This window comes from Kangiella sp. M94, assembly GCF_054926195.1.
Window position 1 is genome coordinate 2162298 of the sequence record NZ_CM142903.1, and the last position, 26443, is coordinate 2188740.

At 43.2% G+C, this 26443-nt stretch carries 20 protein-coding genes; 9 read left to right on the top strand and 11 right to left on the bottom strand.

Annotation, left to right across the window (positions count from 1 at the left end; translation table 11 throughout):
- Positions 1-6: 6 nt before the first annotated feature.
- Complete coding sequence (locus ACYTXU_RS09950; protein WP_462206574.1) at positions 7-2262, bottom strand: EAL domain-containing protein; 2256 nt, start codon at positions 2260-2262, stop codon at positions 7-9.
- 769 nt (positions 2263-3031) lie between these two features.
- Between ACYTXU_RS09950 and ACYTXU_RS09955 the strand changes: the two genes are divergently transcribed.
- Both ACYTXU_RS09955 and ACYTXU_RS09960 read left to right on the top strand, forming a co-directional pair.
- A complete protein-coding gene (locus ACYTXU_RS09955; RefSeq protein WP_462206575.1) occupies positions 3032-3793 on the top strand; it encodes a methyltransferase family protein in 762 nt (253 codons plus the stop codon).
- Positions 3793-4746, top strand: coding sequence for a CE1 family esterase (locus ACYTXU_RS09960; RefSeq protein WP_462206576.1), 954 nt, complete (start codon positions 3793-3795; stop codon positions 4744-4746). Before ACYTXU_RS09955 ends, ACYTXU_RS09960 begins: the two co-directional genes overlap by 1 nt.
- A gap of 7 nt (positions 4747-4753) precedes the next feature.
- Here ACYTXU_RS09960 and ACYTXU_RS09965 read toward each other — a convergent pair whose 3' ends face one another.
- Both ACYTXU_RS09965 and ACYTXU_RS09970 read right to left on the bottom strand, forming a co-directional pair.
- Positions 4754-6124 (bottom strand): S41 family peptidase, encoded by a 1371-nt coding sequence (locus tag ACYTXU_RS09965; RefSeq protein ID WP_462206577.1) that lies wholly within the window; start codon positions 6122-6124, stop codon positions 4754-4756.
- Between the two features lie 194 nt (positions 6125-6318).
- Positions 6319-7380, bottom strand: coding sequence for a GlxA family transcriptional regulator (locus tag ACYTXU_RS09970; RefSeq protein ID WP_462206578.1), 1062 nt, complete (start codon positions 7378-7380; stop codon positions 6319-6321).
- Between the two features lie 134 nt (positions 7381-7514).
- Here ACYTXU_RS09970 and ACYTXU_RS09975 point away from each other — a divergent pair, with 134 nt between their 5' ends.
- From ACYTXU_RS09975 to ACYTXU_RS09985, 3 genes are all read left to right on the top strand, one after another.
- Positions 7515-8582: a class I SAM-dependent methyltransferase gene (locus tag ACYTXU_RS09975; RefSeq protein ID WP_462206579.1), complete on the top strand. Its 1068-nt coding sequence runs from the start codon at positions 7515-7517 to the stop codon at positions 8580-8582.
- Between the two features lie 2 nt (positions 8583-8584).
- The gene (locus tag ACYTXU_RS09980; RefSeq protein WP_462206580.1) at positions 8585-9067 is read left to right on the top strand and encodes a DUF4442 domain-containing protein; all 483 of its coding nucleotides are present in this window, start codon (positions 8585-8587) and stop codon (positions 9065-9067) included.
- Between the two features lie 523 nt (positions 9068-9590).
- Entirely contained in the window at positions 9591-9746 is a 156-nt protein-coding gene (locus ACYTXU_RS09985) for a hypothetical protein (RefSeq protein ID WP_462206581.1), read from the top strand.
- A 64-nt stretch (positions 9747-9810) separates the two neighbouring features.
- On the opposite strand, the gene ACYTXU_RS09990 is transcribed toward ACYTXU_RS09985, so the two are convergent.
- Positions 9811-10506, bottom strand: a complete 696-nt coding sequence (locus tag ACYTXU_RS09990; protein ID WP_462206582.1) for a Crp/Fnr family transcriptional regulator — start codon at positions 10504-10506, stop codon at positions 9811-9813.
- A gap of 293 nt (positions 10507-10799) precedes the next feature.
- On the opposite strand from ACYTXU_RS09990, the gene ACYTXU_RS09995 reads away from it, so the two are divergent.
- A complete protein-coding gene (locus ACYTXU_RS09995) occupies positions 10800-13634 on the top strand; it encodes a M1 family metallopeptidase (protein ID WP_462206583.1) in 2835 nt (944 codons plus the stop codon).
- Positions 13635-13678: 44 nt separating this feature from the next.
- Here the strand turns inward: ACYTXU_RS09995 and ACYTXU_RS10000 are convergent, their stop codons facing one another.
- The 4 genes from ACYTXU_RS10000 to acnA all read right to left on the bottom strand — a co-directional run bounded on the left by ACYTXU_RS10000 (position 13679) and on the right by acnA (position 19967).
- The gene (locus ACYTXU_RS10000; RefSeq protein ID WP_462206585.1) at positions 13679-14878 is read right to left on the bottom strand and encodes an MFS transporter; all 1200 of its coding nucleotides are present in this window, start codon (positions 14876-14878) and stop codon (positions 13679-13681) included.
- Positions 14879-15013: 135 nt separating this feature from the next.
- Positions 15014-15436 carry a hypothetical protein gene (locus tag ACYTXU_RS10005; protein WP_462206586.1) on the bottom strand — a complete coding sequence of 141 codons (423 nt, stop codon included), beginning with the start codon at positions 15434-15436 and terminating at the stop codon, positions 15014-15016.
- Positions 15437-15537: 101 nt separating this feature from the next.
- Positions 15538-16887, bottom strand: coding sequence for an MFS transporter (locus ACYTXU_RS10010; RefSeq protein WP_462206587.1), 1350 nt, complete (start codon positions 16885-16887; stop codon positions 15538-15540).
- A 380-nt stretch (positions 16888-17267) separates the two neighbouring features.
- Complete coding sequence (gene acnA / locus ACYTXU_RS10015) at positions 17268-19967, bottom strand: aconitate hydratase AcnA (protein ID WP_462206589.1); 2700 nt, start codon at positions 19965-19967, stop codon at positions 17268-17270.
- Positions 19968-20226: 259 nt separating this feature from the next.
- Here acnA and ACYTXU_RS10020 point away from each other — a divergent pair, with 259 nt between their 5' ends.
- Positions 20227-21333 (top strand): phosphoribosylaminoimidazolesuccinocarboxamide synthase, encoded by a 1107-nt coding sequence (locus ACYTXU_RS10020; protein WP_462206590.1) that lies wholly within the window; start codon positions 20227-20229, stop codon positions 21331-21333.
- A 52-nt stretch (positions 21334-21385) separates the two neighbouring features.
- Here the strand turns inward: ACYTXU_RS10020 and ACYTXU_RS10025 are convergent, their stop codons facing one another.
- Complete coding sequence (locus tag ACYTXU_RS10025) at positions 21386-22558, bottom strand: YncE family protein (RefSeq protein WP_462206591.1); 1173 nt, start codon at positions 22556-22558, stop codon at positions 21386-21388.
- A gap of 110 nt (positions 22559-22668) precedes the next feature.
- On the opposite strand from ACYTXU_RS10025, the gene ACYTXU_RS10030 reads away from it, so the two are divergent.
- Both ACYTXU_RS10030 and ACYTXU_RS10035 read left to right on the top strand, forming a co-directional pair.
- Positions 22669-23040 (top strand): hypothetical protein, encoded by a 372-nt coding sequence (locus ACYTXU_RS10030; RefSeq protein WP_462206593.1) that lies wholly within the window; start codon positions 22669-22671, stop codon positions 23038-23040.
- A gap of 146 nt (positions 23041-23186) precedes the next feature.
- Entirely contained in the window at positions 23187-24488 is a 1302-nt protein-coding gene (locus tag ACYTXU_RS10035) for a hypothetical protein (RefSeq protein ID WP_462206594.1), read from the top strand.
- 95 nt (positions 24489-24583) lie between these two features.
- Here ACYTXU_RS10035 and ACYTXU_RS10040 read toward each other — a convergent pair whose 3' ends face one another.
- Together ACYTXU_RS10040 and ACYTXU_RS10045 are read right to left on the bottom strand one after the other, a co-directional pair.
- Positions 24584-25669 (bottom strand): RelA/SpoT domain-containing protein, encoded by a 1086-nt coding sequence (locus tag ACYTXU_RS10040; RefSeq protein WP_462206595.1) that lies wholly within the window; start codon positions 25667-25669, stop codon positions 24584-24586.
- A gap of 31 nt (positions 25670-25700) precedes the next feature.
- Positions 25701-26429, bottom strand: coding sequence for an SIR2 family NAD-dependent protein deacylase (locus ACYTXU_RS10045; RefSeq protein ID WP_462206597.1), 729 nt, complete (start codon positions 26427-26429; stop codon positions 25701-25703).
- Positions 26430-26443: the final 14 nt, after the last annotated feature.

A 26443-nucleotide genomic window follows, 5' to 3' on the forward strand; every position in this document is an offset into this window, starting at 1 on the left:
GACGTGTCAGGATTGGCTTGAAAGCTTCTGTTCATTACCTCTAAACTCGGGCGCAGAACCCAGCAATGACAAAACATCCGTGCCTGCAACAGGCTTGGAGATCAGGTAGCCCTGAATACGGTCACAATTTAGGCCTGACAACACCTGATAAGTTTTCAGATCTTCCACACCTTCCGCAACTACGACTAACCCCAGTGCATGAGCTAGTTCAATGGTGGAACTAACAATTTTGAGGGTACGATCATTTTTATGCAGCGAAGCGATAAAACTTCTATCGAGTTTGACTTCATCAACAGATAAATCATTTAAATAGGATAAAGAAGAGTAGCCTGAACCGAAGTCATCTGCGGCACAGCTAATACCCAGCGACTCAAGCTCCAACATAACCCATTTTGCTTTATCTTTCTCCTCCAGCAACTCACTTTCTGTTACTTCAAAAATCAAACTGTGAGTCTCTAAGCTTTTGACGGCCTCTCTGACAAACTCAATAAATGAGTCATCAACCAGGTCCCTGGTGGTAATATTAACGCTGAACTTGATGTTATTTGTTTGTGGTTTATGGCTGTTTATAAAACTGATCACTTCCTGAATAACCCAGCGGGTTACTTTGCTAATGTTACCTGACTCTTCGAGAAGCGGAATGAATAGATAAGGCGAAACCATACCAAGCGTTGGATGAACCCATCTAATTAATGCTTCTACATGGGTAATGGTACTGGTTTTAACATCAATTTGCGGCTGATAATGCAAAATAAATTGCTCACAACCGACTTTATAAAAGTCACTTAGTAGCTTTAGATTTCGGCTGTCAGGTTCAAGATCTGGATTGTAGTCTGCGACAAGAATGCGCTTTCGCTCGGCATAGTTCATCGCTGTTATGGCTTTTCTTACCAGCTCAGAAGATCTGGGATGTTTATCCTCTGGTTTGACTCTAAGCTCATAGACTCCAATCACTGGCACTGGATAAATTTCATTAGTATCTATATCAGCGTGTTCGCCTAAGACGCGAATGACATCATCGACATCTTGTTGAAAATTAGTCGCAACCACAAATAGCCCATCACCAAAGTGTGCCGAAAGAGCCTGATCAAAAATTGACAACTTTCTGGCTACACTGACAACAATATCAATTGCTTTACGATATCCAAATACACTAATGATAGAAACTATATTGGTGATTCTAATGGCAATGACAAATAACTCTTTATTATTGGTAATAGCATTTTTTATTTTATCGTCAAGAAGATCAAATAACGCCTTACGATTTAACAGCTTTGTGGTGCTGTCATGTGTGGCATTAAAAACAAATTTTTTCTGAAGTGCTTGACTACTCTTTAGCTCTCGCTCTAACTGTTCTGTTTTATGGACGACCTTGCGTCTTAGCAGAGTATTAAGTATAAAAATGACAGAAATAATGATAATTAAACTGGCCATCAACCAGGAAAGTTGTCCAAAGCTTTTCCAGAAGCTTTGTGGCTTCCACTCTAGTTCGGACTCCCATTTTTCATAGATTTCACTGTAAGTGCCATCCACGATAATTTGCGCTAATTGACTTTGCAACTCCTCAAGAGTTTTTGCATTCCCTTTCTTTACAGCAAAAGCATAGGGTCTGGGCCAAAATGGGGAGCTAGACAGTTTCACGTTTAATCTATAGCTCTTTGCAAGCCTTTTCGATGTAACAATCACTTCTAAACAGGCATGTGCCTCATTATTTGAAACAAGCGTTAGGCACTCCAGTTCAGTATCGGTTAATACAACCTCAACATCGTAATCGGAACCTTCTATAGCTGTCTTAGCATAGGCGCCTTTAACCACAGCAACTTTTTCCCCTCGCATATCGGCGAGCGTAACCGGTTCCCTATTGTCATTATGAGTAAATAGACCATGTGCAACGTAATAAAATGGCTCGGTAAAATCATAATATTGACTTCGCTCTTTTGAATGAATAAGTGCAATGGCATCTGCACTACCATCCTGCACCGACTGTAAGGCCTCTTCCCAACGCATGAGCTGAATTTCAGTGCTGGCTCCGGAAGATTGTGCCATGGCATATTGCAAGTCAGTTATGAATCCTTCAGGCAATTTTTCATCAGATAAAGATTCGAGAGGCGGGTAATACTCGGAGCCAACATAAGTGATATGCACAGGTTTTGCTGAATCGTTAATTGACTCAGATCCTTGGCTCCCCTGAGATGCTAACAAACAACAAGCTAGTAACAAAAAGGGTAGGTTTTTAAAAGAATTATCCAATATGCGATCCATTCATATTCATATTCCTGTTCAGTTTTTGTACCACACCAATCTTATTTTAGCAATTTAACACTGCAAGAGAATGTTAATAGACTCTAATCAGCTAGCGCCGTCTAATATAAAACCAACGCATATTATTTAATTTATACATTCGCTTTTATCAATTTTTCGTGAAGAACACTAAATACGTTTATTTCTTCTCCGGTAAACTATTTCCTTAAAATCTACTACTGCTTTTCTTGTGCGATAAGCATGAAGACGAACAGGATGTCACAACCAAAATAGTCCAAGCGAACCCCTGCCGCCCCTTATTACCAAGCCTACGGTTACTACTCCTGGACTTAACCTAAAACTACCCTACTATTGTTAATAGCCGGCTGAGCACTCACCGGTGCTTAGCTATCATCCAAGCATCTCTTAATTAAATACCGCTCGTCTTGTCGTTTTTGGCACAAATGTCCCTAAAGTGTATTTTTTCACTTAAGTGCTATCACTATTTTTGCAATAGAATTCTCCTTGAAGCTTACCCCATAAGTGTTCCAAACGATTTGGTTAACCAGAATCATTTTTGCACGTAGGTCATAAGTGAAGGGGAAGACTTTGGCGGGAGAAAAGCTTTAAGTGGAAACTTTCTTTTTAAACGGTTTCTTCATATAAGCTATCTTAATAAGGCTCTAGACTCTCTCAATGCTCGGCCTTGTTGGTCTGATCAACCTCGGTGCTGGGCTCCATTTTTAGTTTTTACTAACTCCATAGTTTACAATTTTCCAAGGTGATACAGGTGACTAAAAAACTCTTAATACTTCTTTACGCAATGGGAGGTTATCTTGCTGGCATAGCAAGCCTTCTATATTTGATGGGATTCATTATTAATATCGGCATACCCAAAGGTATTGATGATGGTGACTCCTTTTCCTTTTGGTGGTCAGTAGTAATCAACGCCAGCCTCATTACTTTGTTTGGTTTACATCATTCGCTCACCGCCCGTACCTCATTTAAAAAATGGGTTAGTGCTTATATTCCAGCCCCAGCACAAAGAGCAACTTATCTTTACCTTACAGCACTGATAACCGCTGTATTGGTTTTCTTCTGGCAACCCATAAACTTAACCATTTGGCAGCTCGAACATCCATACATGGTTAACGTTATTCTCGCTGTGTACTTTTCATTGTGGATTACCATGGTGCTCTGCTCGTTTCCAATCGGTCATTTTCACCTGTTGGGTTTAGCGCATGCCTGGAACAATTTTCTTAATAAGTGCGATGCCGAGCCTCCCTTTTCACGGAAATTCCTATACGGGCTTGTCAGACATCCAATATCAAGCTGCTGGATTTTAATTGCCTGGTGCACCCCAGTCATGACCGTAGGCCATTTGATTTTTTCTGTGGGGGTTACAGTTTATATTTTAATAGCGACACCACATGAGGAACATGACCTGGCAAAAGCCATTGGTCCTCCGTACCTAAAATATCAAAAAGAAGTACCACCTTTCCTACCGTCATTAACGCGTCCTACTAAATCAACTCATCAGGATAAACGATAATGAATGTTTTACCTCTTAAACTTATTTTTGTCATAGGTAACTTGCTGCTTACTAATAACCCGTATGCAAAAGACCAAACAGGTAAAACACCACTGGTCTTTAGCGAGCCCGTCATTGAAACTATCGATTTAGATATCTCAGGAGTAAGCCGTCAGTATCAACTGTATATGCCAGCTGATCTGGCAGCTGGACTGAGTCCCCCTAAAGCACTGCTGTTTGATTTTCATGGCTCAGGAAGCCATCCGCAGGAGCAATTAGCTATCAGCAACTCCCCACAGATTGCTAAGAACATACAAGCTTTGCTAGTTGCCCCCAAAGCTAGTCGCCCCTTCCCTAGAGGAGGCTTCACCTGGAATACTCCTTTCCAAAAAGAATTTGATGATGACATCAAGTTTAGCCGGGCAATCATTGAGCAAATCAAGAACAGGCTTGATCTATCAGGACTTCCGGTGGTCGTAACTGGATTCTCAGGAGGTGCCCGAATGGCTTCACTTCTGGCCTGCAAAATGCCTGACAGAATTGCAGCAGTAGCTCTAGTCGCAGGAGCTCGTCAGCCAGAGCTGGATGGGGAACAGTGCCATGATAAAGATACAACACACATAGTCTCTTTTCACAGCACCAAGGATACTATTAATCCCTATAGGCTAGATGAGAAGTCATCTAGCCCGACTTACTGGAGGTATGGCGTAGAAGAAGCACTTAAAGCCTGGGGCAGTCGTTATAACTGCCAAACAGACCCCAGCCATGTAGAGGTGAGTGACACTGTCGACCAGATTAGGTACCAGCAGTGTGCTGATGATACACGACTAATTTCTTATCGACTTACTGAAGGAGGACATACCTGGCCAGGCAGTCAATTTACATTCCCTGATTACCTTGGTTCAGTCAATACTTCTATTAATGCGACCCAAATAATTAGCACATTCTTTCATGAAGCCTTGTCTGACAAATAGAGCTGAGTTAATTGTTCAGCTCTAACCTTTTCTGTATAGACTCTATCCATAAATGCTCAGGAGTTGAATCATGGATAAAGTAATCAGGCTGTATGCCAATATCATCGATTGGAAAGTCAGGAAGCCTTTCGGTTAGAGAGGTGGCGTACCATAACCTGAACTGTCCGTCAGGCGAGTCAACCTGGTGGACGTTTGACACATCAAGCACCCCCATTGTTGTGCGACCAAAAAGTTTAACCTTAGAGCTCTGCTTGGCAGCCAAAAGGAACTGTTCGGCAGTACTTCCATTTCCTTGATCTATGATAATAGCAACTTTATCAGGTCGAGGCATGACACTGCTTTCTTCATGTACACTAACTGCATATTTGTTAGGTCTAACAAACCCTCCAACATTTTGGCTGAGTTTATCGTAGAGACTTTTAATCCATTTCTTATCTTCATCTGACCAGGCGTCATTACTTAATATTTGCTCATACTTTGAGTTATTTAGAGGTGTGGATAAAAGTTTAGTACCAACGGTTTGTATCGGGTTTGTATATAGCAAAGGAATCAATGCAGAATAACTGGCATCACTGCCACCACCATTACCTCGAATATCAATGATCAGGTTTTCGCGAGCGATGATAAGGCCCAAGTTATCTTCTACAAGCGAATCTATCTTAGCTTTATTTTCATAAGAAAAAGATGGGATTCGAATATAGCCAGTACTGTCAGAAAGTATTTTGAAATATGGCTCACTTCTTTCTATAAACTCTATGTATTGTTTCTCTTCTTTGCTTAACTCAACTTCTGGTTTAAGGCGATACCAGGTTGAAATTCCTGTTTCTAAGATATTGTTAGATATGAGCTTAATCGAATCAATCGCCCTGGGACTATGGTCGCGCATATAAAATTTTCCGGACCACTGTGAGTTAAGTTTTTCGAAATGTAGCTTGATTTGTCCGGGGTGCCAATAAACACCATCTGCCTCAATAATAAATCCAACGTATTTGTCATCTGATTCGGTTATACCAACTGTATAATTACCCGATTTCCAAATACCTTCAAAGTTATTGCCTTCTAACTCACGGACTCTATTTTTAAACTCTGCAATATTAATTGGATGCTTTGGAAACTTCTGGAATTGAATTTTTAATTGCTCATCACTTAATGCCTGTTGCGAAGATTGTTTTGCTCGATAGCCTATTCCGATATGGCCTGTTCGGAAATAATTAAGCCATGCTCTCATTAACTCCTCACACTCTTCAAAGTCTTCAATCAAAGAAGCGTGCTCAAGATGCCTGGTATTATGCTTACTAATTGAATGCTCGCCTTTCTTATCCACAACATGCTGGTAGCCAGCGTCATTTTTGGAAAATGTGTCTATCAGCCAGCTCATGTTTTGGTGACACATACTGAGAGTCTCAGGATTGGCTGAGGTTGTGCCGCTAAAGAAAAAGAGGCTAAGTATAAGGTAACCCATATATCTCATGTTAAGTCCCGATAATTAAAATTAGGCTATTATGCTGTTGCTTTTATTGACGCACAAAACAACCTGTCCTGAATAACCAGACAATGGCCTGTTTGTCTTAATTACTGCAGATGTTTTCGTAACATAGCGAATTTTTTACGGTATTGCGCGGGGGTTATACCAACCATCTTATTAAATTTTCGGCCAAAGAAGCTGGCATCCTGATAACCCACCTCATTAGCAATTGCTTCAACAGGCAGGGTTGTAGTTTCTAGCATTTGCTTAGCTTCTTCTATCCGCAGGGTTAGCACATATTCGATGGGACTCATTCCAGTTGCCAGCTTGAAGCGGCGTTTGAAAGTTCGCTCAGTTAGCCCACTACGTTTGACGGCTTCTGTGACCGGAGCCGGATGTTCGTAGTTTTGCGCTAACCATACCTGACTGTCAGCGATAATGGCATCTTCTGATTGTCTTGCGCGATTCAAATAAACATAAGGTTGCTGACCATGCTCATGCCATTCAATAATTTGCACCTTAGCTGTTTTAATCGCCTCCTCGACTCCAACAAACCTGGAAATCAAATACAAACCCAGATCCATCCACGAAGTGCCGCCACCAGCCATAATCAACCGCTGCCCCTCGCCTGCAGTTACCAAAGCACGATTGGGAGCAAGATGTATTTTAGGGTAGTTATTTTGAAAAAATTCACAGTAGGCCCAATGTGTTGTTGCCTCCTGATTCTCAAGCAACCCCGCAGCCGCCAGCAGCAAAGAGCCTGTACAGGCTGCAGCGACCGTGCCTCCCTTTTGCCAATAGTTTCTCAACCACTGCAACTCCCCCTTGAAGTCTTCAGTTAGCTGAGAGGGTTTAACCTTCGGGTCAACAAACACTTCCAACACACAAACGGCATCAGGAAAGTAATCTTCCGTTAATTTTCGGTGTGGGTGAATGTATCCATGATTAACTGCACTGATAGGCTGGCCTGTCAGGGAGACAATCGACGGCTTGATTAACGAGGGGCCCAGTTCTCCCCGAGTGACAAATGGCCAGTCCCGTCCAACTGAACATAAGAGATCATTCATTCCATACACTGTGGATGGCGTTGCTTGTGAAATAGCCAGAATAGCTACTTCCATGGGGCGTTGTATTTGTTGAGTGTTTTCAGATAGTGCGTTTTGAGTCACGGCATTGATCCTTTCATCCCAATAACTTATTTAATTATGGCATATTTGACCTGAAATTGTACTTTTCAACTTTAATGGTTTCTGGGGAACTGGAATAGGATTACAACTCGAAACTGAAAATTGAAGGACAATATATGACGATTCAAGAAACACAAGCACCGGAAATATTCGCAGAACGCCTGGTAGAAATGCTTAACCATGCCTCTATTACAGTCATGATTTCGCTTGGCCACAAACTAGGCTTATTTGATGCAATGGAGGAGTTGGAAACGGTAGCTCCACACGAGCTTGCCGATAACACAGGATGTAGCGAACGGTATATACGTGAATGGTTATCAGTGATGGTAACTGCAAAAATTATGCATTTTGATCCTGCAGATAATACATTTACCCTACCCAGTAACCATGCCATGTTCTTATGTCGAAAATTCTCACCTGATAACATCGCAGTGACCAGTCAGTTCATACCCATCATGGGCCAAATGGTTCCCCATCTTGAGCAATGCTTCAGAACTGGTGAAGGTCTGCAATATTCAGACTATCCATGCTTCCACTCAGTCATGGCAGAAGATAGCTTCCAAACGGTTGTTTACGCATTGTTCGATCAGATTTTGCCGCTGATGCCTGATGTGTCAGAAAAATTGCAGAGTGGGATACGAGTCCTTGATGCTGGCTGTGGTAAAGGCCTGGCTCTGCTGAAAATGGCCCAGGAGTTCCCTAACAGTTATTTTGTTGGTTATGACTTATGTGGTGATGCTTTTGAAGAAACTGTTGAACAGGCAAGGTTCCTGCGTTTGACCAATATCGAATTTGTCGCACAAGACATGCAGAACTTTAAGCAACCGGAAAGCTTTGATCTAATCACATCATTTGATGCCGTTCATGATCAGGCTGACCCACAAGGATTGCTCGACTCTATCTTCGAAGCTCTAAAGCCCGGTGGAACCTACCTCATGCAGGATATCGCTGGCTCCAGTTATCTTGAAAATAATCTTAAGCACCCGCTTGGTCCACTAATTTACAGCATCTCATGTACGCATTGCACCCCGGTTTCATTGGGACAAAATGGCCCTGGACTTGGTACCATGTGGGGCGAAGAGCTAGCGACAAGCATGCTACAGTGCGCAGGCTTCAGCAAAATAGAGAAATACACTCTCGAGCATGATCCTTTTAATGTCTATTTTATTAACAGGAAATCGTAGCAATGCGCGCTGGGTTACTTAAGTTTTTATTAAATATCTACCCCCCGTACCTTGGTGCGGGGATCCGGGTTAAGCATATCAGCGCTGATTTCAGAACCTTTGAAGTTGAAATGAAGCTTCGCTGGTATAACCGAAACATGATGGGCACCCACTTCGGTGGTAATCTATCCAGTATGACCGATCCTTTCTTTATGCTGATACTCATACACAATCTTGGTAAGAACTATATCGTTTGGGATCAGGCCAGCAGCATGACTTTTAAGCGCCCCGGGAGAAGCAAGGTTTCGGCAAGATTCAAAGTCAGCCAGGAAGAAATTCAAATGATAATGTCAGAGACAGAAGGTGGTGCGCCATTCCGCCCTGCTTTTTTTGTTGATATCGTTGATGAACAAGACAATGTCATTACACAGGTTGAAAAAGTGCTCTATGTGAAGAAAAAAGAACCCAAAAAAATCTACCACAGTCTTTACCAAACGACTCACTAAGATATTTTTTTCTACTGTGTACGCTAGCGCACAGATAATAGTGGCATTTAGGAACACATTATATCCATCAGTTTCAACATGGTGTTGAGCTGATAACTCATGACCTTTAAGGAGAATCCTATGAGTAATAAAGCAAAGCAAGCTCCAGCTAGCAAAAGCGCCCCAAAACAAGCTGCACCAAAACAAAATGCAGCTAAAAGTGCTCCTAGCCGCAGCGGCAAGAAATAATCCCGTTCGATAGCATAGTCCAACCTTTCAACGCCTCGAAAGTTCGCTTTCGGGGCGTTTTATTTATGCAACGTATTCTCTTAAATTATCAAGGTTCTGTTTAATCAGTGTCACTTGCTTCTTCGAACCGGTAGCACTAAAGACTCAAGCAACATATAACTGGCATCTATTCTTAATATCTCACTGCTAAGTTCGACAGCGAACGGATAAAGACTTCGATTAAGCGCATAGTGATCACATCAGCGTACAGCATTCTGCTGCATGCTGAAGACTCGAGAACTTCAAGGAGAATCTTATGAGTAATAATTATGGTAATACCATCAAAGACAAGCAAGCTTCCGCTATCCAAAGCCCGCAAAAACAGGCGGCTCCGAAACAGGATGTAGAAAAACAAAAAGACGCGGAAGTTGCAGCAGAAAAAGGCGCTCCCGGCCATAGTGATAAAAAATAACACTGCTACATCACTATAGTTAAATCTTTGAGCAGCCCGACAGTTGTCTGTCGGGCTGTTTAATTTATAGGTTCTTTAGTTGTTTCAAGTCGTTATAGCACTCGCAGGTTAGCTGCTCCAGCCGCTTGCGGTTCAGTATTTTGATATGGCCTCTCTTGTAATCAATAATGCCTTCCAATTGCAGCTTATGAGCCGCTGCGGAAATACCTTCCCGTCTCACGCCTAACAAATGAGCAATCTCTTCATGGGTAACGTCTAAGATAGGAGCATCAACCTGTTCGACAACTTCCAATAACCAGCAACACAGCTGTTGATGAATGGTATGAAACCGATAACAAGCGACTTTCTGCATCATTTGATGATTAATCCTAGCGCAGGCTTTTAATATCGGCTCTCGAAATTCTCGTTCATTATTAAACCAATACAGTGCCTCTTTGGCGGGTAATACTAAAGCCTCGCCAGACAACAACACCTGAGCCCTAACTGGCGACTTTTTATGTCCGGTGAACATGGCATCTCCGCAAATGTCATGGCGTCCCAGACAGGCTATTTGCACTTCATCACCATCATCCACCTCGTAAATCATGTGGATGACGCAGTTGATAGGAAAATAGAGGTAGCTCAGAGCTTCCTGGCTTGAGAACAATGTTTTACCTGCTGGCAATTCTAACTGCTTAACGCTCGTGCAAAGACGTCTTTGTAGCGATACAGAAAATGAAGAAAAGACATGATTAGAAAGACCATTATTGGTTTTCAACATAACAGGACAACACCCTAAAGGTATAAGTACTCTATGTTACGCTTGCTGCCTTTGTTTAGCTATAGCCGCACAATATGACAGTCAAAACTACTGAAACCTTTGCGCCTAAGAAGCAGAAATAGCCCATATAGTGAGCCCTTAGACAAGAATTGTAACAGTATATTAAGAAACCACTCTGGCTCAAGCCTATTTAGAGTATTATGCTGACAACAGAGCTTGACTAAATTCTCAGCAAATATCTAATAATAGAGAGTTAGTCAGGTAAGAGGTAAATAGTATTTAAGGGGATAACAATGAGTAAATCATGTTTGGCCACCATTTATCTGTTGGTCGGATTGTTAACATTTGGCTGCCAGCCCGATGATCAAAAACAGCAAGAGGATACTCGCAAGACACAGGTTTCAGAGCATGAGACCCTGGTCAAATCAATCGCAGAAACTGAATCTTCGGCAGAAGACACAGTCCTGACCGATCCAGCAGAATTTGAAAGCGACTATCCTGACCAGATTCCGACGGGGCGCCTGCCTGAGCTGGCACGCCCGACAATGTATTGGCTCGACTTAACCATTGATCCGGACCAGGAATCATTCACAGGGACAGTTAAGATCAATATTGAGCTGGACACAGCCACTCAGCATCTCTGGATACATGGCCGGGACATAACCGCTCAGTCGGTTGAAGCCAAGCTTAGTAATGGTGAGTCTATCAGCGGTACCTATCAGGAAGTTGACCCCACCGGTGTGGTTAAAATTGGTTTTAAGAAGCCTTTACCCGCTGGCAAGTTTGATTTAATCATTAACTATCAGGCACCTTTCAACGAAGCTTTGGAAGGCTTATATCGTGTTAATGATGGCGGTTTAAATTATGCCTTTAGTCAATTCGAAGCAACATCTGCACGCCTGGCCTTCCCCGGCTTTGATGAGCCAGCATTTAAAGTCCCTTTCAACTATAAGATAACCGTTCGCGCCGACCATAAAGCCTTTACCAACACTCCGGCAATGACACTCACGGATCTGGATAATGGCTGGAAAGAAATTGTTTTTGCTCGTTCCAAGCCAATGCCAACCTACCTTGTGGCGTTTGCTGTGGGCGACTTAGATGTCGTTGAATGGAAAGCCATTCCTGCTACTGATGTGCGTGACCGCGAAATTCCTTTGCGCGGCATTGCAACTAAGGGCAAAGGAAAAAAACTAACCTATGCTCTGGAAAATACCAAAGATATTTTGAACTCTCTGGAAGAATATTTCCAGATACCCTACCCCTACGCCAAACTCGATATTGTTGCAGTACCAGATTTTAATTTTGGTGCCATGGAAAATGTTGGCCTGATTATCTACCGTGAACAACTGCTGCTATTTGATGACACCATTTCACTGGATCAAAAACGTGCCTACATGAATGTCCATGCCCATGAGTTGGCGCACCAATGGTTTGGCAATCTGGTTACTCCGGTCTGGTGGGATGATATCTGGTTAAATGAAGCCTTCGCGACCTGGATGGCTCATGTCTCCAATAACAAGCTTTATCCTGAGCAAAAATTCCGCCAAACGTTGCTGGAGCGCTCGCTAGGCGCGATGCGTCAGGACAGCCTGATCAACGCACGCCAGATTCGTCAGCCAATTGCCAGCAACCACGATATTCAGTCCGCTTTTGATGGCATCACCTATTCCAAAGGTGGCGGTGTTTTAAGCATGATTGAGTCATTCTTGACCCCGGAAGAATTTCGCGCCGGCATTCAGCATTATATGAAAAAGCATGAGTTTGGAACCGCTACTGCCAATGACTTCATTACCGCTATCGGTGAAAAGTCTACTAAAGTACCGGTCGAAACCATTCGCTCAGCCTTTAACAGTTTCCTGGAGCAACCGGGTATCCCTTACCTTCAGCTTGAGGTCAATTGTGATAACGAACAAGCCACAGTTGAGCTAACCCAGTCACGTTACCTGCCGATTGGTTCAAAAGGGTCGAGCCAGCAAAGCTGGGAAGTACCGGCCTGTATTGAATACGCCATTGATGGCAATCAGCACGAATATTGCAGCGTTATAGATACGCCTGAATTCAGCGTTGAGCTCCCTGAAGCCGGTTGCCCCGACTACGTCATGCCAAATTCGGAAGGCGCTGGCTACTACCGTTTCTCAATGTCTGGTGAGAATTGGCAGAATCTGTTGAAGCATAAAGACATGCTTTCAACCGAAGATATGATCTCAGTCAATGACAGTTTCTCAGCCGCTATCAATGCCGGAAAACTTAGCTTCCTTGACCTGATTGAAATTGCACCTGAAATTATTGATTCAGAATCGCCTCGAGTTGCTATGGCACCGACCGATGTACTGAGCTTTGCTTACGACAAGGTGGCTAATACTAAAGAAGAAAAAGCGACTCTTGCCACCTTAAATCGTGAGCTGTATCAACACAAATTAGATGAGCTTGGACTGATTACCCGCAAGGAAGATTCTGTCGATGAAGTTCAGATGCGCAACGCCCTAGTTAGCTTTTTAGCGGACAAAGGACGAGACAAAAACCTGCGTCATTATTTAACCAAAATGGCTACCGATTACACCGGCTATCAGAGTGACAACAGCCTTCATCCAGCCAAGGCCGACAGTAACGTTATTAATACAGCGATGATTGTTGCAGTTGAAGAGCTTGGCGTTCCTTTTGCTGAACATTTATTAGCTCAATTAAATGAATCTAACGATGGCACCGTACGTGGACGCATATTAATCGGCCTGGGTGCCGTTCAAGATGCAGAGTATGCGGCAGAACTTCGTGAGCTGATTCTGTCCGAGTCATTACGGGATAATGAAATCTATTACATTTTGATGGGGCAAATGGACAAACCCAAACTACAAGATGCAATGTGGGATTGGTTTAAGGAAAATATTGAAGGCGTAAAGTCGCGCATACCTCCGTTTGGCCAGAATCGTTTACCGGTGATTGGTAGTGGTTTCTGCTCAGAAGAGAAAAAGAAAGACTTTGTCGCTTTCTTTGAACCGATTGTTGAAGAGCTCCCCGGCGCGCCACGTCCCTTTAGGCAGTCAGTTGAAAGCATCGAACTCTGTATTGCGAAAGTAGAGCACCACTCGGAGAGTGTGCAACGATACATTGAGCAGCAAACTAATCCATAAGACTGCTTCAGTATAAAAAAGGTGCTCAATTGAGCGCCTTTTTCTTATGGCTTCTCAGCCAGGATTTTTTTCTGAATTAATACAATACAGACAACACCATAGGCGAAAGCAAAAGCCAGAAAGTTATTGATATCATCGAATAACGAAAACAGGTACGGCGCAACTCCTGTTGAGATAATCATCACAGCCGATACCAATGCTCTGATCGCACCTAGATGGGTATTACCAAATACTTCCGCATAAAACGAATTGACCACGGGACCATTCGCTGCGACTGTCATGCCCGCTAAAATCATGAAAGCCATTAGCCACCAGTCACTTTGTCCATACCACAGACAGGCTACTCCCAATAACAGTGGCAACAGATACCAGCGCAAAAACTTACGCGGATGAGTGGCATCCACTAAAGGCCCTGTCACTAATGCCCCAACCACATGGATAACGCCATAAGTGGCCAGAGTGACCGACAGCCATTCAATTTCCCAGCCTTTACCATCCACCAGCAAAGTCTGATGGAAGAAAATACCAGTGATTAAAAAAGCCGGTGCAATAATGGCTGGCAAAATTAACCAGAAACGCCAATCCGCCATCACTTGCTTTCGAGTCCAGTCATTATTCTCGGCAACTTCTTCAGCTCCCTCGGTGTCACGATGAATCGGCTCTAGTTTGGCTTTGTGCAAGCACCACATCATGAAAGGGAACATCACCAAACTACTGACTAAAGCATACAGATACCAACTGCTGGTATGGCCGTAGTTAAGTAACAAGTGCACTGCCATAATCGGCAACACAATCTCACCGGCTCCCATCCCCTGCAAGGCCAGACTCACCGCCTTACCTCTATGATTCGGGATGTAGCGCATCAAGGTCGTTACAGCGATATGAGTCATCAACCCCTGACCACAAAGACGTATGCCCAGATAGGCAATAAACAGCATCCACAAGTTTGTGCTACTGGCAAAAATCACACAGGCAGTGACCAGACCAATCACCACCAGGGTAGTGAACTTCCTAACCGGAATATCATCAATCTTGGCACCGACAAAAAACAGCGTAAAACCGCTAATCAGAGTTGCGACTGAATAGACCAAGCTTAAATTATCCTTTTCTAACAATAAGTTAGTGATCAAATCCTTGTTAAATAGCGAAATAAAGAAGGTCTGCCCAAGGTTACCCAAAAAGACACAGAGAAAACCGAATAGCAGTAAATATTTATTGGATTTAACGAACTGAAGATAATTCATATCAAGCGAACACTAAGTTCTAGAATGGTTGTGGCCGCGTATTATAGAGATTGTTGCTTAAGATCTCTAACCAGCTGAGGGATTTAGCCATTAAAAAAGGCACGTCGCGTGCCTTTTTTAAGATGATGGCTCAAATTAAGATAGCCAACCCCTGCTTTTGCTAAAGTTCGAGAACCATAACAAAAAGATAGCAACAATAGATAACACAGCAGGTAACACCGCTGCTTGTGTACCAATGAGCTCAATGCTATCACTCATAAACAGAATGTAGCTCGCTTGCACCAGTACCGCGATTAATGAAATCAAAAAGAATAGTTGAGCAACACTTTTTCTTAACAGCAATAAAACACTGGCCAAAGCTCCCGCAAAGACGGCGGTTGCAAAAGCGCCCGTCACCCAGGCAGGTGTAGCATTATGCAGCTGCTGCATGGCCTCACTCATTTGCGCAAAAGCTTCCGGCGTAATGAGACGCATGCTGATGTATTGATAAACGCCAACAAGATTCCAGACCAAAGCCAATATCGCAATAATCCAGAACCACATAGGTAACTTATTCATGACCATTTCCCCCATTGTTGTAACTTTATTGTTTAATAACTCTCTTGTTATACCTTAAGGTTTATTGAATTATCAATGGGTTATTCTTCTTGCTCCTCTTCTTACACCTCTTCCTGCACCTCATTTAGACCTAACGCTATCCATGATGACAACAAACACATTAGTGTCATTACTATCATCACTGCATGTAAACCAAAATATTCAGCAATCACACTGAACACGGATCCCGCCAACAGTAGAAGACCTATGATGGTATTGGAAAGCGCCGTATAAGCGGCACGATTATCAGCATCAGCCATATCCACAAGATGGGTAGAGCGCCCCAAACGCACGCCATGATAAGCAATCATTAAGATAAACAGTAACGCTGGCAGTACTATGGATTTGTGTAGCCAGCCTTGCCAATCGAATAAAGCCGTCAGTGCTAAAGCAACAGCAGCAAATAGCCCAGAGTAAATCAAGACTCTGCGACTTGATCGATCCGACAAATGACCCCACACATAACTGCTTAACAAACTCGCCAATGCCGAGGCAAACACCAAGGAGCCCAAACCACTTAACCCATTTGCGACCGCACTTTCCCCGATCAGGGTCACCATAAATGGTGGGGCAAGAGCAGTAGCGATTAAGAGTCCGCGCACAGCAATAAATCGAACCAATTGCCTGTCTTTAATCAATAACGAGAGATTTTCACGAGCGACCGTTAATGGATTACCACCACCTTCTGTTGCGCCTTTCTCTTCAGCCAAGCTGGTAAACAAAACGCTGGCAAAAATCCACAAGGCACCAGCCACTAATAAGCCACCGAGCACTAAGCTTTGCCTTTCTAACCAGCCTGAACTTAACAGCAATGCATAAGCAATTACAGCACCAGCAGCAATCGAAGCAGCCAGTCCGGTTGTGCGTCCACGCATCGACTTTGAAACGGTTTTGCCTAACACATCTTTATAAGAAACTGAGCAGACACTTCGCGCCACCGCAAGCACTGCAAGCAAACTTAAAATAGTCCAACCTGCAACTTCTGGCGCTAGAAAAAGAGCACTCATCGCCATGCCTACTGCACAAGCACCCTGCACGAAGCTTCCCGCCGCCCACGCCCACTTGCGCTGTGGTAAACGACGCAATGCCCCTGCAGTAAACAGTTGTGGTAACAGAGCACCTGCTTCGCGAATAGGCACTAACAAACCGATCATGAAAGATGACGCACCCAGCACTGACAGCAACCAACTCAAAATCAGTTTGGGATCAATCAACCCATCCGCGACCTTTGTAGAGGTTAGCGAGATAACATGAGTAACAACATTTTTAGGTTGATGATGACAAGCCGACTCGGGAATATCTTTGCAGACACGGCCGTCGTCTTCGGAAGTTAGGGATTGGTAAACCGCCTCCAGAGTCGAGGCGGTTTCATTTGAGGATTGTTTTGATTGAGCTTTTAATGACTCAGTCATAAAACTCCTGTGATGGATTAATATTATAAGTTGTATTCATTCACCAACGGTTCTGAACTTAGCAAATACTTTGACTGTATTCATTCCAGTATTAATGGTTTCGCTACTCAGCGAGTTACTTTTCTTGCGTGGTCAAGAAAAGTAACCAAAAGAAGACCACCCCGTGATTGAGGTTTCGCTTCGCTCAACTGCCTTCGTATCCGCCAAATCATTTAACGCACCGTAAAATACGCTCCTTCCCTGGCCCGAATTTTACTATTCAAAACTTCCTGTTTTGAATTGCTATGCCTTGGCTACTACTTAGCTCAATCAAAAGGGGTTTTTGGTGCTAAATCTAAGCACCTAGTCTCTATTTTTGTGTTAGAAGTAACCGCCGTTAATTAAGCCTCATTGATAAACTGACGTAACACATAATGCAGGATACCGCCATTTTTGTAGTATTCCAGTTCTACGCGAGAATCGAGTCGTGAGATCACTTCAAACTTGATGGTTTTTTCATCACTGGCTTTGGCTTCCACCTTAAGTGTTTGCCCGGTCGAAATGCCTTCATCCAACCCGAGAATATTAAATGTCTCATCACCACTTAACCCTAAGGTCTCGGCATCTTCTCCGGGTTTAAACTGCAGTGGCAGCACGCCCATACCAACCAGGTTGCTGCGGTGAATACGCTCGTAGCTCTCAGCAATGACGGCTTTAATACCAAGCAGGGTTGTACCCTTTGCAGCCCAGTCACGAGACGAACCGCTACCATATTCCTGGCCAGCCAATACAATTAAAGGTGTATTTGATTCTTGATACTTCTCTGCTGCATCAAATACGGTCATGGTTTCACCGGTTGGAATAAAGCGTGTGTAACCGCCCTCTTTATCCACCAACTGATTTTTAATGCGCACGTTAGCAAAAGTACCCCGCACCATCACCTCGTCGTTACCACGTCGTGAACCGTAAGAATTAAACAGACGTTTTTCAACGCCCTTACCTAGCAGATACTGGCCGGCAGGTGTATTTTCTGAAAAACCACCCGCTGGAGAAATATGATCTGTGGTTATTGAGTCGCCCAGTTTGAGCAATACTTTCGCGCCTTCAATATTGCCCGGCTCTTCTATCTCCGGCTTCAAGCCTTTAAAGAATGGCGCCTCTTTAATGTAAGTGGATTTATCATCCCATTGATAGACTTTATCTTTCGAGACTTCAAGGTTATCCCACTGCTTATCACCCTTGAAAATCTCGCCATAAGTTTTAGCATAATCCGCAGGGGTCAGAACTTCGGCCATTACCTTCTGGATTTCTTCATTAGATGGCCATAGATCTTTAAAATAAACTGGTTTATCGTCAACCGTGTAAGTTACCGGCTCACTGTCAAAATCTATATCAACACGTCCTGCCAGTGCGTATATCACCACTAGCATCGGCGACATTAAAAAGTTCATTTTGACGTCAGAGTGCACGCGCGCCTCAAAATTGCGATTACCCGACAGCACTGATGACACACTCAAGTCATGTTCTTTTACCGCTTTACCTATCGCCTCAGGCAATGGACCTGAGTTGCCGATACAGGAAGTACAGCCATAGCCGACCAGGAAAAATTTCAGTGCTTCAAGATCATCCATTAAGCCGGAATGCTCGAGATAATCGGTGACCACTTTTGAACCTGGGGCCAATGACGTTTTTACCCAGGGCTTTACTTTCAACCCTAAGTCGTTCGCTTTTTTCGCAACCAGGCCTGCTCCTAACATAACGCTAGGGTTTGAAGTATTGGTGCAGGAAGTAATGGCAGCAATCACAATCGAGCCATCGTGCAACTGGTAACCTTCTCCCGGCACATTAACGGTTTTAATAAATCCCTCTTTGCTATCTTCAACAGTCCGATCTTCATAAAGCTGATATTTACGACCGTAATTTAGCTCCATCAAGGTTTTAAACTGAACCTTCAAGTTAGAGACTTCAATTTTATCCTGCGGACGCTTAGGTCCTGATACCGTAGGCACAATCGAACCTAAGTCCAATTCAACCACGCTGCTGTAGCGAATCTGGTCTTCATCCACCCGCCATAGCAGATTGTTTTTGCAATAGGTTTCAACGCGCTTAATCAAGGATTCATCACGATTGGTATCGTGCATATACTCGAGCGTTCGATCATCAATCGGGAAATAGGTTACTGTGCAACCAAACTCAGGCGACATATTGGAGATGGTCGCTCGGTCGGTCACCGTTAAGTTATCCAAACCATCACCAAACACTTCCACGAACTTGCCGACCACACCGTGTTTACGCAACAACTCTGTAATAGTCAGCACCAAATCGGTAGCGGTTGTGCCGACCGGCATGTTACCGCTCAGTTTCAAACCCACTACTTCCGGCATCAGGAAATAAATCGGCTGACCAAGGATCGCAGCTTCCGCTTCAATACCGCCGACACCCCAGGCAAGCACACCAATACCATTAACCATTGGCGTATGTGAATCGGTGCCGACCAAGGTGTCAAGGAATAAAGCACCATCACGCTCAATCACACCCTTCGCCAAATACTCAAGATTGACCTGGTGACAAATCCCCATGCCCGGAGGTACCACAGTAAGATTATCAAATGCAGTCTGCGCCCACTTTAAAAACTGATAGCGCTCGCGGTTACGCTCGTATTCCATATCAATATTTTGTTCGAGCGATGTTTTGCTGCCGAAATAGTCCACCTGAACCGAGTGGTCAATCACTAAATCTACAGGTATCAGTGGATTAATTTTTTGCGCATCAACGTCATGACGACTCGCTTCTTGACGTAAAGAAGCTAAATCCACTATTCCCGGCACACCGGTAAAATCCTGCATCAAGACACGCGCAGGTTTAAAAGGAACCTCTTCTTGTTCCGGAACCGGCCCCCAGTTCAATAGGGTCTCAATATGCTCGTCGGTAACGCCCAGACCATCACGATTACGTAAGGCGTTTTCTAAAAGAATTCGAATCGAAAAGGGAAGTTGTTTAATATCATGACCTTGCTTGTTTAAAGCAGCCAGACTCCACACATCAAAGTTTTTTCCGCTCACTTTCATCTGCTGCTTACTATCTTGCGATAAATTGCTCATTAGCCTCTCCCTATCCATTAAAAGATCGTTAAATCAGACAGTTATATGAACATCACTATAACGCACTTAGACGCCCATTTAAAAATAAACCCCTCACAATGTGGGTTTATTTTCCCTTTGTCATAGTTTTAATTTATCGGATGCAATGTGAGCGAAAACTAGCCTATAGCATAGATTCTGGTATCATATGCGCTCTAAATTCACCCAGCCATCCCACACTGGGACTGGCTTCGTAATTTCTGGAATAGGACACCTTGGTATGAGCCTTGCACAAAAAGTTTTAGCTGTTAACAACGACCTTCCCATTCGTACAAACCAACCTGTCCATAGCGGAAAAGTTCGTTCCGTTTATTGGCTCACTGAAGAAGACAGCAAACGTCTGATTCAAGAGCGTGGCTATAACGTCGCAGCTGACGCACCACTGGCCATTATGGTAATCAGTGACCGTATCTCTGCCTTCGATGCCATCTGGCACGGTGAAGACGGTTTAAACGGCGTACCGGGCAAAGGCGCAGCGCTAAACGCTATCTCAAACCACTGGTTCAAGCTATTCCGTGAAAACGGCCTGGCCGACAGCCATATTCTGGAAATTCCACACCCATTCGTCTGGATAGTACAGAAAGCACGCCCAGTCATGATTGAAGCGATTGCCCGCCAATACATCACAGGCTCTATGTGGCGCGCCTACGCCAAAGGCGAACGTGAATTCTGCGGCATGCGTATTCCTGATGGCCTGCAAAAAGACCAGAAACTTGATGAGCTACTGATCACGCCATCAACCAAAGGTATTCTGAAAGGCATTCCAGGCGTACCTGAAGCGGATGACGTTAACATCACGCGTCAAAACATTGACGACAACTATCAAGCCTTCAACTTCCGTAACAAAGACGACATCGACTTGTACGAAAAATTGTTAAAAGAAGGTTTCGACGTCATCAGCAGCGAACTGGAAAAATTAGACCAGATGTTCGTTGATACCAAATTCGAGTTTGGTTATGTCACCGACAAAGACGGCAACGAAAAATTGATCTACATGGACGAAGTGGGCACACCAGATTCATCACGCATCTGGGACGGTAAAGCATTCCGTGAAGAAGGTAAAGTAGTCGAAAATTCAAAAGAAGGCTTCCGCCAGTTCTTGCTAAACCACTTCGAAGATTCAGACATTCTTTTGAACAAAGACCGCATGGACGAACGTCAGGCGCTAGCCCGCGACAACGCCCTACCAGTTGATGCATTGATGGATGTTTCCAGAACCTACATCGGTATTGCTGAAAAGATTACAGGCAAGAAAATTGAATTGTCTGATAATCCCAAAGCAGAGATTGTTCAGATTTTAAAAGACGAGTTTAAGCTGGTTGATTAACTCGGTATATTAATTGGCGACTCTCACGAGTCGCCAATCTTATTTTGCCCTGCTAATGTCCGGCAAGATGATTCCACTCAGGCAACAACACGATAGAATTTGGATTGAAGCCATTGGCTTTAAAGGTATCAATTCTATGAGTCACCTCATTACTAGCCATATCCACTACCGTTATTTCACCATCGCTCATCCCGGGTAAATTTAAAAATGAGTTTTGTACAAACCCTAAACTACCATCCTTTGTGAAAGCAATATGGTGAGCTCCTTCAGCTGTCACATATGTTTTTACCAGATTAGGTTTGGCGCTGTTTTTTGAAATATCAAAAACATGCACCTTCCCCGGTTTAGCAGTAGAAACATATAGCGTGTTAGCATCGTCGCTAAAATAGATTTCAAGCGGCACCCCTGCACCCTCAGTTGAAAAATCAAATACTTCAGCAGCATCAAAATCTTTCTTTTTCTCGTCCCAGGTTAAAGTCCATAAAGTACCACCCTGCATATTGGTTACATAAGCAACAACCGGGTTACTGTTAGGTACAAACAAGACTTCAACAGGTGCCTCACCTGCAGGTCCATCCTTGTTCGATACTTTGATTGACTTCATAACCTTGTGAGTACTTGCTTCAATCACTGAAATATAATCACCCGCTTTAGTCATATCTGGACTGACGGTGCTGGTCACTAAGATACGATCAATGTCATTATTAATTGCAATTCCATGCGGATAAGGTTGTGGCATTTTAATCTCATCCAGCACTTTATCCGTTTTGGTGTCTCCAACATAAACATTGTCGGAACCCATACAGGTTAAATACCATTTGCTGTTATCAGCTGAAAAGACAACATCTTCACCCATCTTACAATTATCAAGCTCAATGAGCTTAAGTCGATAGGGGAATTGGTTCAGGTCCATAACCCGTAACTCACTTTTGCCAAGGGCAGTGATATAGGCCTTAGTCATTTTTTTGTCGTAAAAGATATGATGTGCCACTAAGTCAGCAGGCAAAGGAATATCGATTAGGATTTTTCCAAAAGCATCTGATTTTGGGTCTACATCCATGACAGCGATACCTTCTTCCCTTTGTTGTGTTCCTGAAAGCTTAAGGGATTTCAATGAGTCTGCAGGTTTGCTCTCATAATTGATTAAGGCAAGTATTTCGCCTTGGCTAGTGCTCGAATAGGCTCCAAGCACCATAATAATAAGCGTTATAACTAACTTAAACATAAACAACTCCTTGTTCTACTCCGTAAGGGGGACTAATTACTATATATAGTAAAGTGGTGCATTTCACCTCAAATTTGTATATATTTTAACCAAGCAAAGGAGCTGTATCTATGAAACTATCATCCAAAGTCGGAACTGTGTCCATCACCCTTCTCGTTTTAATGCTTTCACTGAACCCGATAACCCTAGATGCTGGAAATACAGCTGACGAGATAGACGTCAATATTGTTCAAGGAAAGGTAGAAGGTGAAGACACTTTAAGATTTAATCAAAACGAAAAAATCACGATTACAATCAAATCAGATAAGCCGATAGAACTTCATGTGCATGGATATGATATTGCGTTAAGTTTAAAAGCAAACGATGTGGCGACATTAGAGTTTGATGCAGTGACCGCCGGAAGATTTGCAGTAACCCAGCATGATGCTCATGGCAGCGATAGTCATGGGGCTATTTTTTATATTGAGATTTACCCTGAATGAGGGTGCAGAGCCGTAAACTAATCTGGATATTCTTAACTGGACTGTGCATTAGTGGTTTAATTAGCAAGCCTCTGTTTGCTCACTCCTTTGGTGAGCGATACGACCTGCCACTTCCTTTATCCATGTACCTAACCTCAGCCGCCATAGTGGTGCTGGTTTCCTTTATCATCGCAGCAGTCTTTTTACGCCAATCAAAACTGGCCAATCTATCACCCTCTTTCGAGCTTAGCTGGTTGCTCCCGCGAGGCTCAACGAGCCGAAAAATCACTAAGCTTATTTTTCAAATTATTGGAGTCGCACTTTTCTTCTTAACATTGATAACGGCTTACTTTGGAGATAATGATACCTTTAATAATTTCTCGCCAACATTTGTCTGGGTCATCTGGTGGGTCGGCTTTACCTTTATCGTAGCTTTGGTAGCGAATGTATGGCCAATTCTTAATCCTTGGCGAACACTTGCACTCTGGAGTCATTTGTTTAGCGTAGAAAATCGACGCCCCTATCCTTCAAAGCTGGCTGCCTGGCCAGTTGTAATTAGCTTCCTGATTTTTGCCTGGCTAGAACTGATTGCTCAAGGACCAGAAATACCAGGTACGCTATTCTGGTTAATCCTAATCTACAGTTTGTATACCTGGATAGGAATGGCCATCTTTGGAATCAAAAACTGGTTGCGACATGCCGACTTGTTCAGTCATTTTTTCAATCTATTCGGTCGCTTCTCATTATTCAATCTTGAAAGTAACAATATAAGAATTCGCATCCCAGGCTCGGGACTTACCCATGACAGGCCATTACACTTTTCTGAAACGGTCTTTGTAATTTTACTTCTTTCAACCGTATCTTTTGACGGCATTTTAGAAACGCCACTGTGGAAAGATCTACTTAATTTTATCGCTGAAAACCAATTGATAAGACCACTGTTAATAGACTTGCAGTCTAGTGGGATAAATATAATCATACTAATCAAAAGCTTGGCTTTGATTGTGATGCCATGTCTTTTATTAATAGTATTAATATTCTTTTGCTATCTAAGCGTTAAAGCTGGAAGAAGAAAAATGCAACTAACAGTTGCTGCTGGACACTACGTATTATCACTCGTGCCAATTGCACTGGCATATCATATAGCCCATTACATTTTTTACTTAATGATTGCAGGGCAACAAATCATTCCACTTGCTTCCGATCCCCTAGGTTACGGATGGGATATTTTTGGCACCAAAAACTATGCAATAGATATTGGCGTGATCAATGCTAAAACCGTATGGTTTATCTCCATATACGCCATCATCATTGGTCATATTATAGGCGTCGTATTAGCTCACTATTCCGCAATAAAGATTTATCAAAACCACAAACAAACGCTAATGAGTCAAATCCCACTGTTATTTTTAATGATTGGATATACCATGCTCAGCCTGTGGATCTTGTCTCAACCCATTGTAGAGTAGTGCCAGTCTTATAAGAGCACTAATGGAGCCATAGAATAGTTGAATGAGGCTTGTGAACACAACCGTAGAAAAGTTTTATTTACCGAGGTATAGCTCTACCTTCTATACCTCGGCAACTTTAAAACTTGCTGCCTAAGCCAGCCCATTTGAATACCTTTATTTTGCTCTAAAACTACATTTAAGTGGTCCATAAAAACTGTTGAGTCAGCAAAGTAATTGGGATAAGCTTTTTTTAGATTAGTTATTGAATCTGTTGATACAAGGGCTACAATTAAATTCTCATTCAAAGCCGCTTCTTTTTCTCTGACTAAGTACTCAGACATTGCGTGCTTGCTATCTTCACTCTTATATGGAGTAACATTTACATTTCCTTTCGATAAGTCAATCAGCAGTAAGTAGTATCCTGCACTACCCTTTCGTAAAACTTTTTCTTCCAGAACATTCAGAGAACCAGCAAAAGCTTCAAACTTATTTTTAACTCCTAACTTATTAACCAGTTCAGTTACAACTTTAAGGGACTTTTCTTGTTCGCTTTCTTCAACAAACTCACCTTCAAATAAAGCAAATTGCTTACTCACCTCCTTAAAAAAATCCTTCCACTCTTTTTTCCCTTGGTTGGACTTGATCGCCTGTTTAGTAAAGAGATCTATAATCTCAACAGCAGTTGCCCAAGAATGCTGAATCCTAGATCTGAGTTGTATTTCAACTTTGTACCGGTTAACTGATACACCGCTATAGTAACCTACTAAGTGAATTCCCCTGTACCCATCAGCTTTAGGCCTCTTAATGTAGTTGTCTTTCAATTCAATATTACTGTCTCTAAGTAGCTCACGCTTTAATTTATGTACTTTCTTTATAGAGGTGACTATTGAGCGGCAACCAGCGATATCCTGCATTGTTCTAAGCTTCATAGTTTCAAACCTCAGAAGCTTACTAATAATGGAAGGAGTTCTTTTAAGTCTATGGACAACAATACCTTTCTTGTCAAGCTTGTTAGTTTTTTCCTCCAGATTTTTTACTGCTTTATCTAAAGGAACAATATGACTAGATCTCCAATTGGATAATACATCCATAGCGGCAGCAAACTCTTCAGGCGACTCAGTTGCAACATTTGGCTTTACTAAAACCTCACCAGCTTTCCTAACTTGCTTTTTAGTATATTTTAATTTTGTTCCTACCAATGCACTCTCCTCCTACTTTTATTAAAATTTATCAAGCTAAAACCTCTCCCGCTTTCCCTGCTATCTGGTAATCCACCACTGAGCTATTGGTCGGCTCGGGGTTTATCTCTATCACTTTCGCGCCTTGGCTTTTGGCCAGTGCGGCGAGTCCTGCGGCGGGATAAACCTGGCTGGAGGTTCCTACGGATAAAAAGAGGTCGCAGGAATAGGCAGCGCTTTCGGCTTCTCGCCAGGCTTGTTCGGGAAGGGCTTCACCAAACCAGACGACGGAAGGTCTAACCTGGCCACCACAATGCTCGCATTCTGGAACCTGTTCTATTGCTTCAACGGATGCTTGGTGGATTTGATTACATTGCAGGCAATGGTTACGCCAGATATTGCCGTGTAGCTCAGTGACGGGATCGGAACCTGCTTTTTGGTGCAGTCCATCGACATTCTGAGTAATTAAGCTGACAAGCTGAGTGCCGTTTTGCTGGGTGCGCTTTTGCCATTGAGCTATGGCGAGGTGGGCTGGATTGGGCTGTTTATCTTTGTTGACGTTTCTTCGCCATTGATACCATTGCCAAACGGTTTGTGGATCTTTGAGGAAGCCATCGATGCTGGCCAGCTGTTGTGGATCGTATTGACTCCATAAACCTTTACCTTCCTGCGCATCGCGGAAGGTCGCTATGCCACTTTCTGCTGAGACGCCGGCGCCTGTTAAAATACAGACGCGTTTGGCGCTTTTGATACAGTCGAGAACTTCCCGCTCGATTTGCATTGAGCTATTTTTTT

What these genes read in the sequence shown, in the direction of transcription:
- ACYTXU_RS09965 (WP_462206577.1), bottom strand. Translation starts at nt 6,124, where the DNA reads ATGAGCTGGCTGATAGACACATTTTCCAAAAATGACGCTGGCTACCAG.
- ACYTXU_RS10025 (WP_462206591.1), bottom strand. Translation starts at nt 22,558, where the DNA reads ATGTTTAAGTTAGTTATAACGCTTATTATTATGGTGCTTGGAGCCTAT.
- ACYTXU_RS09990 (WP_462206582.1), bottom strand. Translation starts at nt 10,506, where the DNA reads ATGTTGAAAACCAATAATGGTCTTTCTAATCATGTCTTTTCTTCATTT.
- ACYTXU_RS10045 (WP_462206597.1), bottom strand. Translation starts at nt 26,429, where the DNA reads ATGCAAATCGAGCGGGAAGTTCTCGACTGTATCAAAAGCGCCAAACGC.
- ACYTXU_RS09980 (WP_462206580.1), top strand. Translation starts at nt 8,585, where the DNA reads ATGCGCGCTGGGTTACTTAAGTTTTTATTAAATATCTACCCCCCGTAC.
- ACYTXU_RS10005 (WP_462206586.1), bottom strand. Translation starts at nt 15,436, where the DNA reads ATGAATAAGTTACCTATGTGGTTCTGGATTATTGCGATATTGGCTTTG.
- ACYTXU_RS10030 (WP_462206593.1), top strand. Translation starts at nt 22,669, where the DNA reads ATGAAACTATCATCCAAAGTCGGAACTGTGTCCATCACCCTTCTCGTT.
- ACYTXU_RS10000 (WP_462206585.1), bottom strand. Translation starts at nt 14,878, where the DNA reads ATGAATTATCTTCAGTTCGTTAAATCCAATAAATATTTACTGCTATTC.
- ACYTXU_RS09975 (WP_462206579.1), top strand. Translation starts at nt 7,515, where the DNA reads ATGACGATTCAAGAAACACAAGCACCGGAAATATTCGCAGAACGCCTG.
- ACYTXU_RS10010 (WP_462206587.1), bottom strand. Translation starts at nt 16,887, where the DNA reads ATGACTGAGTCATTAAAAGCTCAATCAAAACAATCCTCAAATGAAACC.
- ACYTXU_RS09995 (WP_462206583.1), top strand. Translation starts at nt 10,800, where the DNA reads ATGAGTAAATCATGTTTGGCCACCATTTATCTGTTGGTCGGATTGTTA.
- ACYTXU_RS09950 (WP_462206574.1), bottom strand. Translation starts at nt 2,262, where the DNA reads ATGGATCGCATATTGGATAATTCTTTTAAAAACCTACCCTTTTTGTTA.
- ACYTXU_RS09960 (WP_462206576.1), top strand. Translation starts at nt 3,793, where the DNA reads ATGAATGTTTTACCTCTTAAACTTATTTTTGTCATAGGTAACTTGCTG.
- acnA (WP_462206589.1), bottom strand. Translation starts at nt 19,967, where the DNA reads ATGAGCAATTTATCGCAAGATAGTAAGCAGCAGATGAAAGTGAGCGGA.
- ACYTXU_RS10020 (WP_462206590.1), top strand. Translation starts at nt 20,227, where the DNA reads ATGAGCCTTGCACAAAAAGTTTTAGCTGTTAACAACGACCTTCCCATT.
- ACYTXU_RS09985 (WP_462206581.1), top strand. Translation starts at nt 9,591, where the DNA reads ATGAGTAATAATTATGGTAATACCATCAAAGACAAGCAAGCTTCCGCT.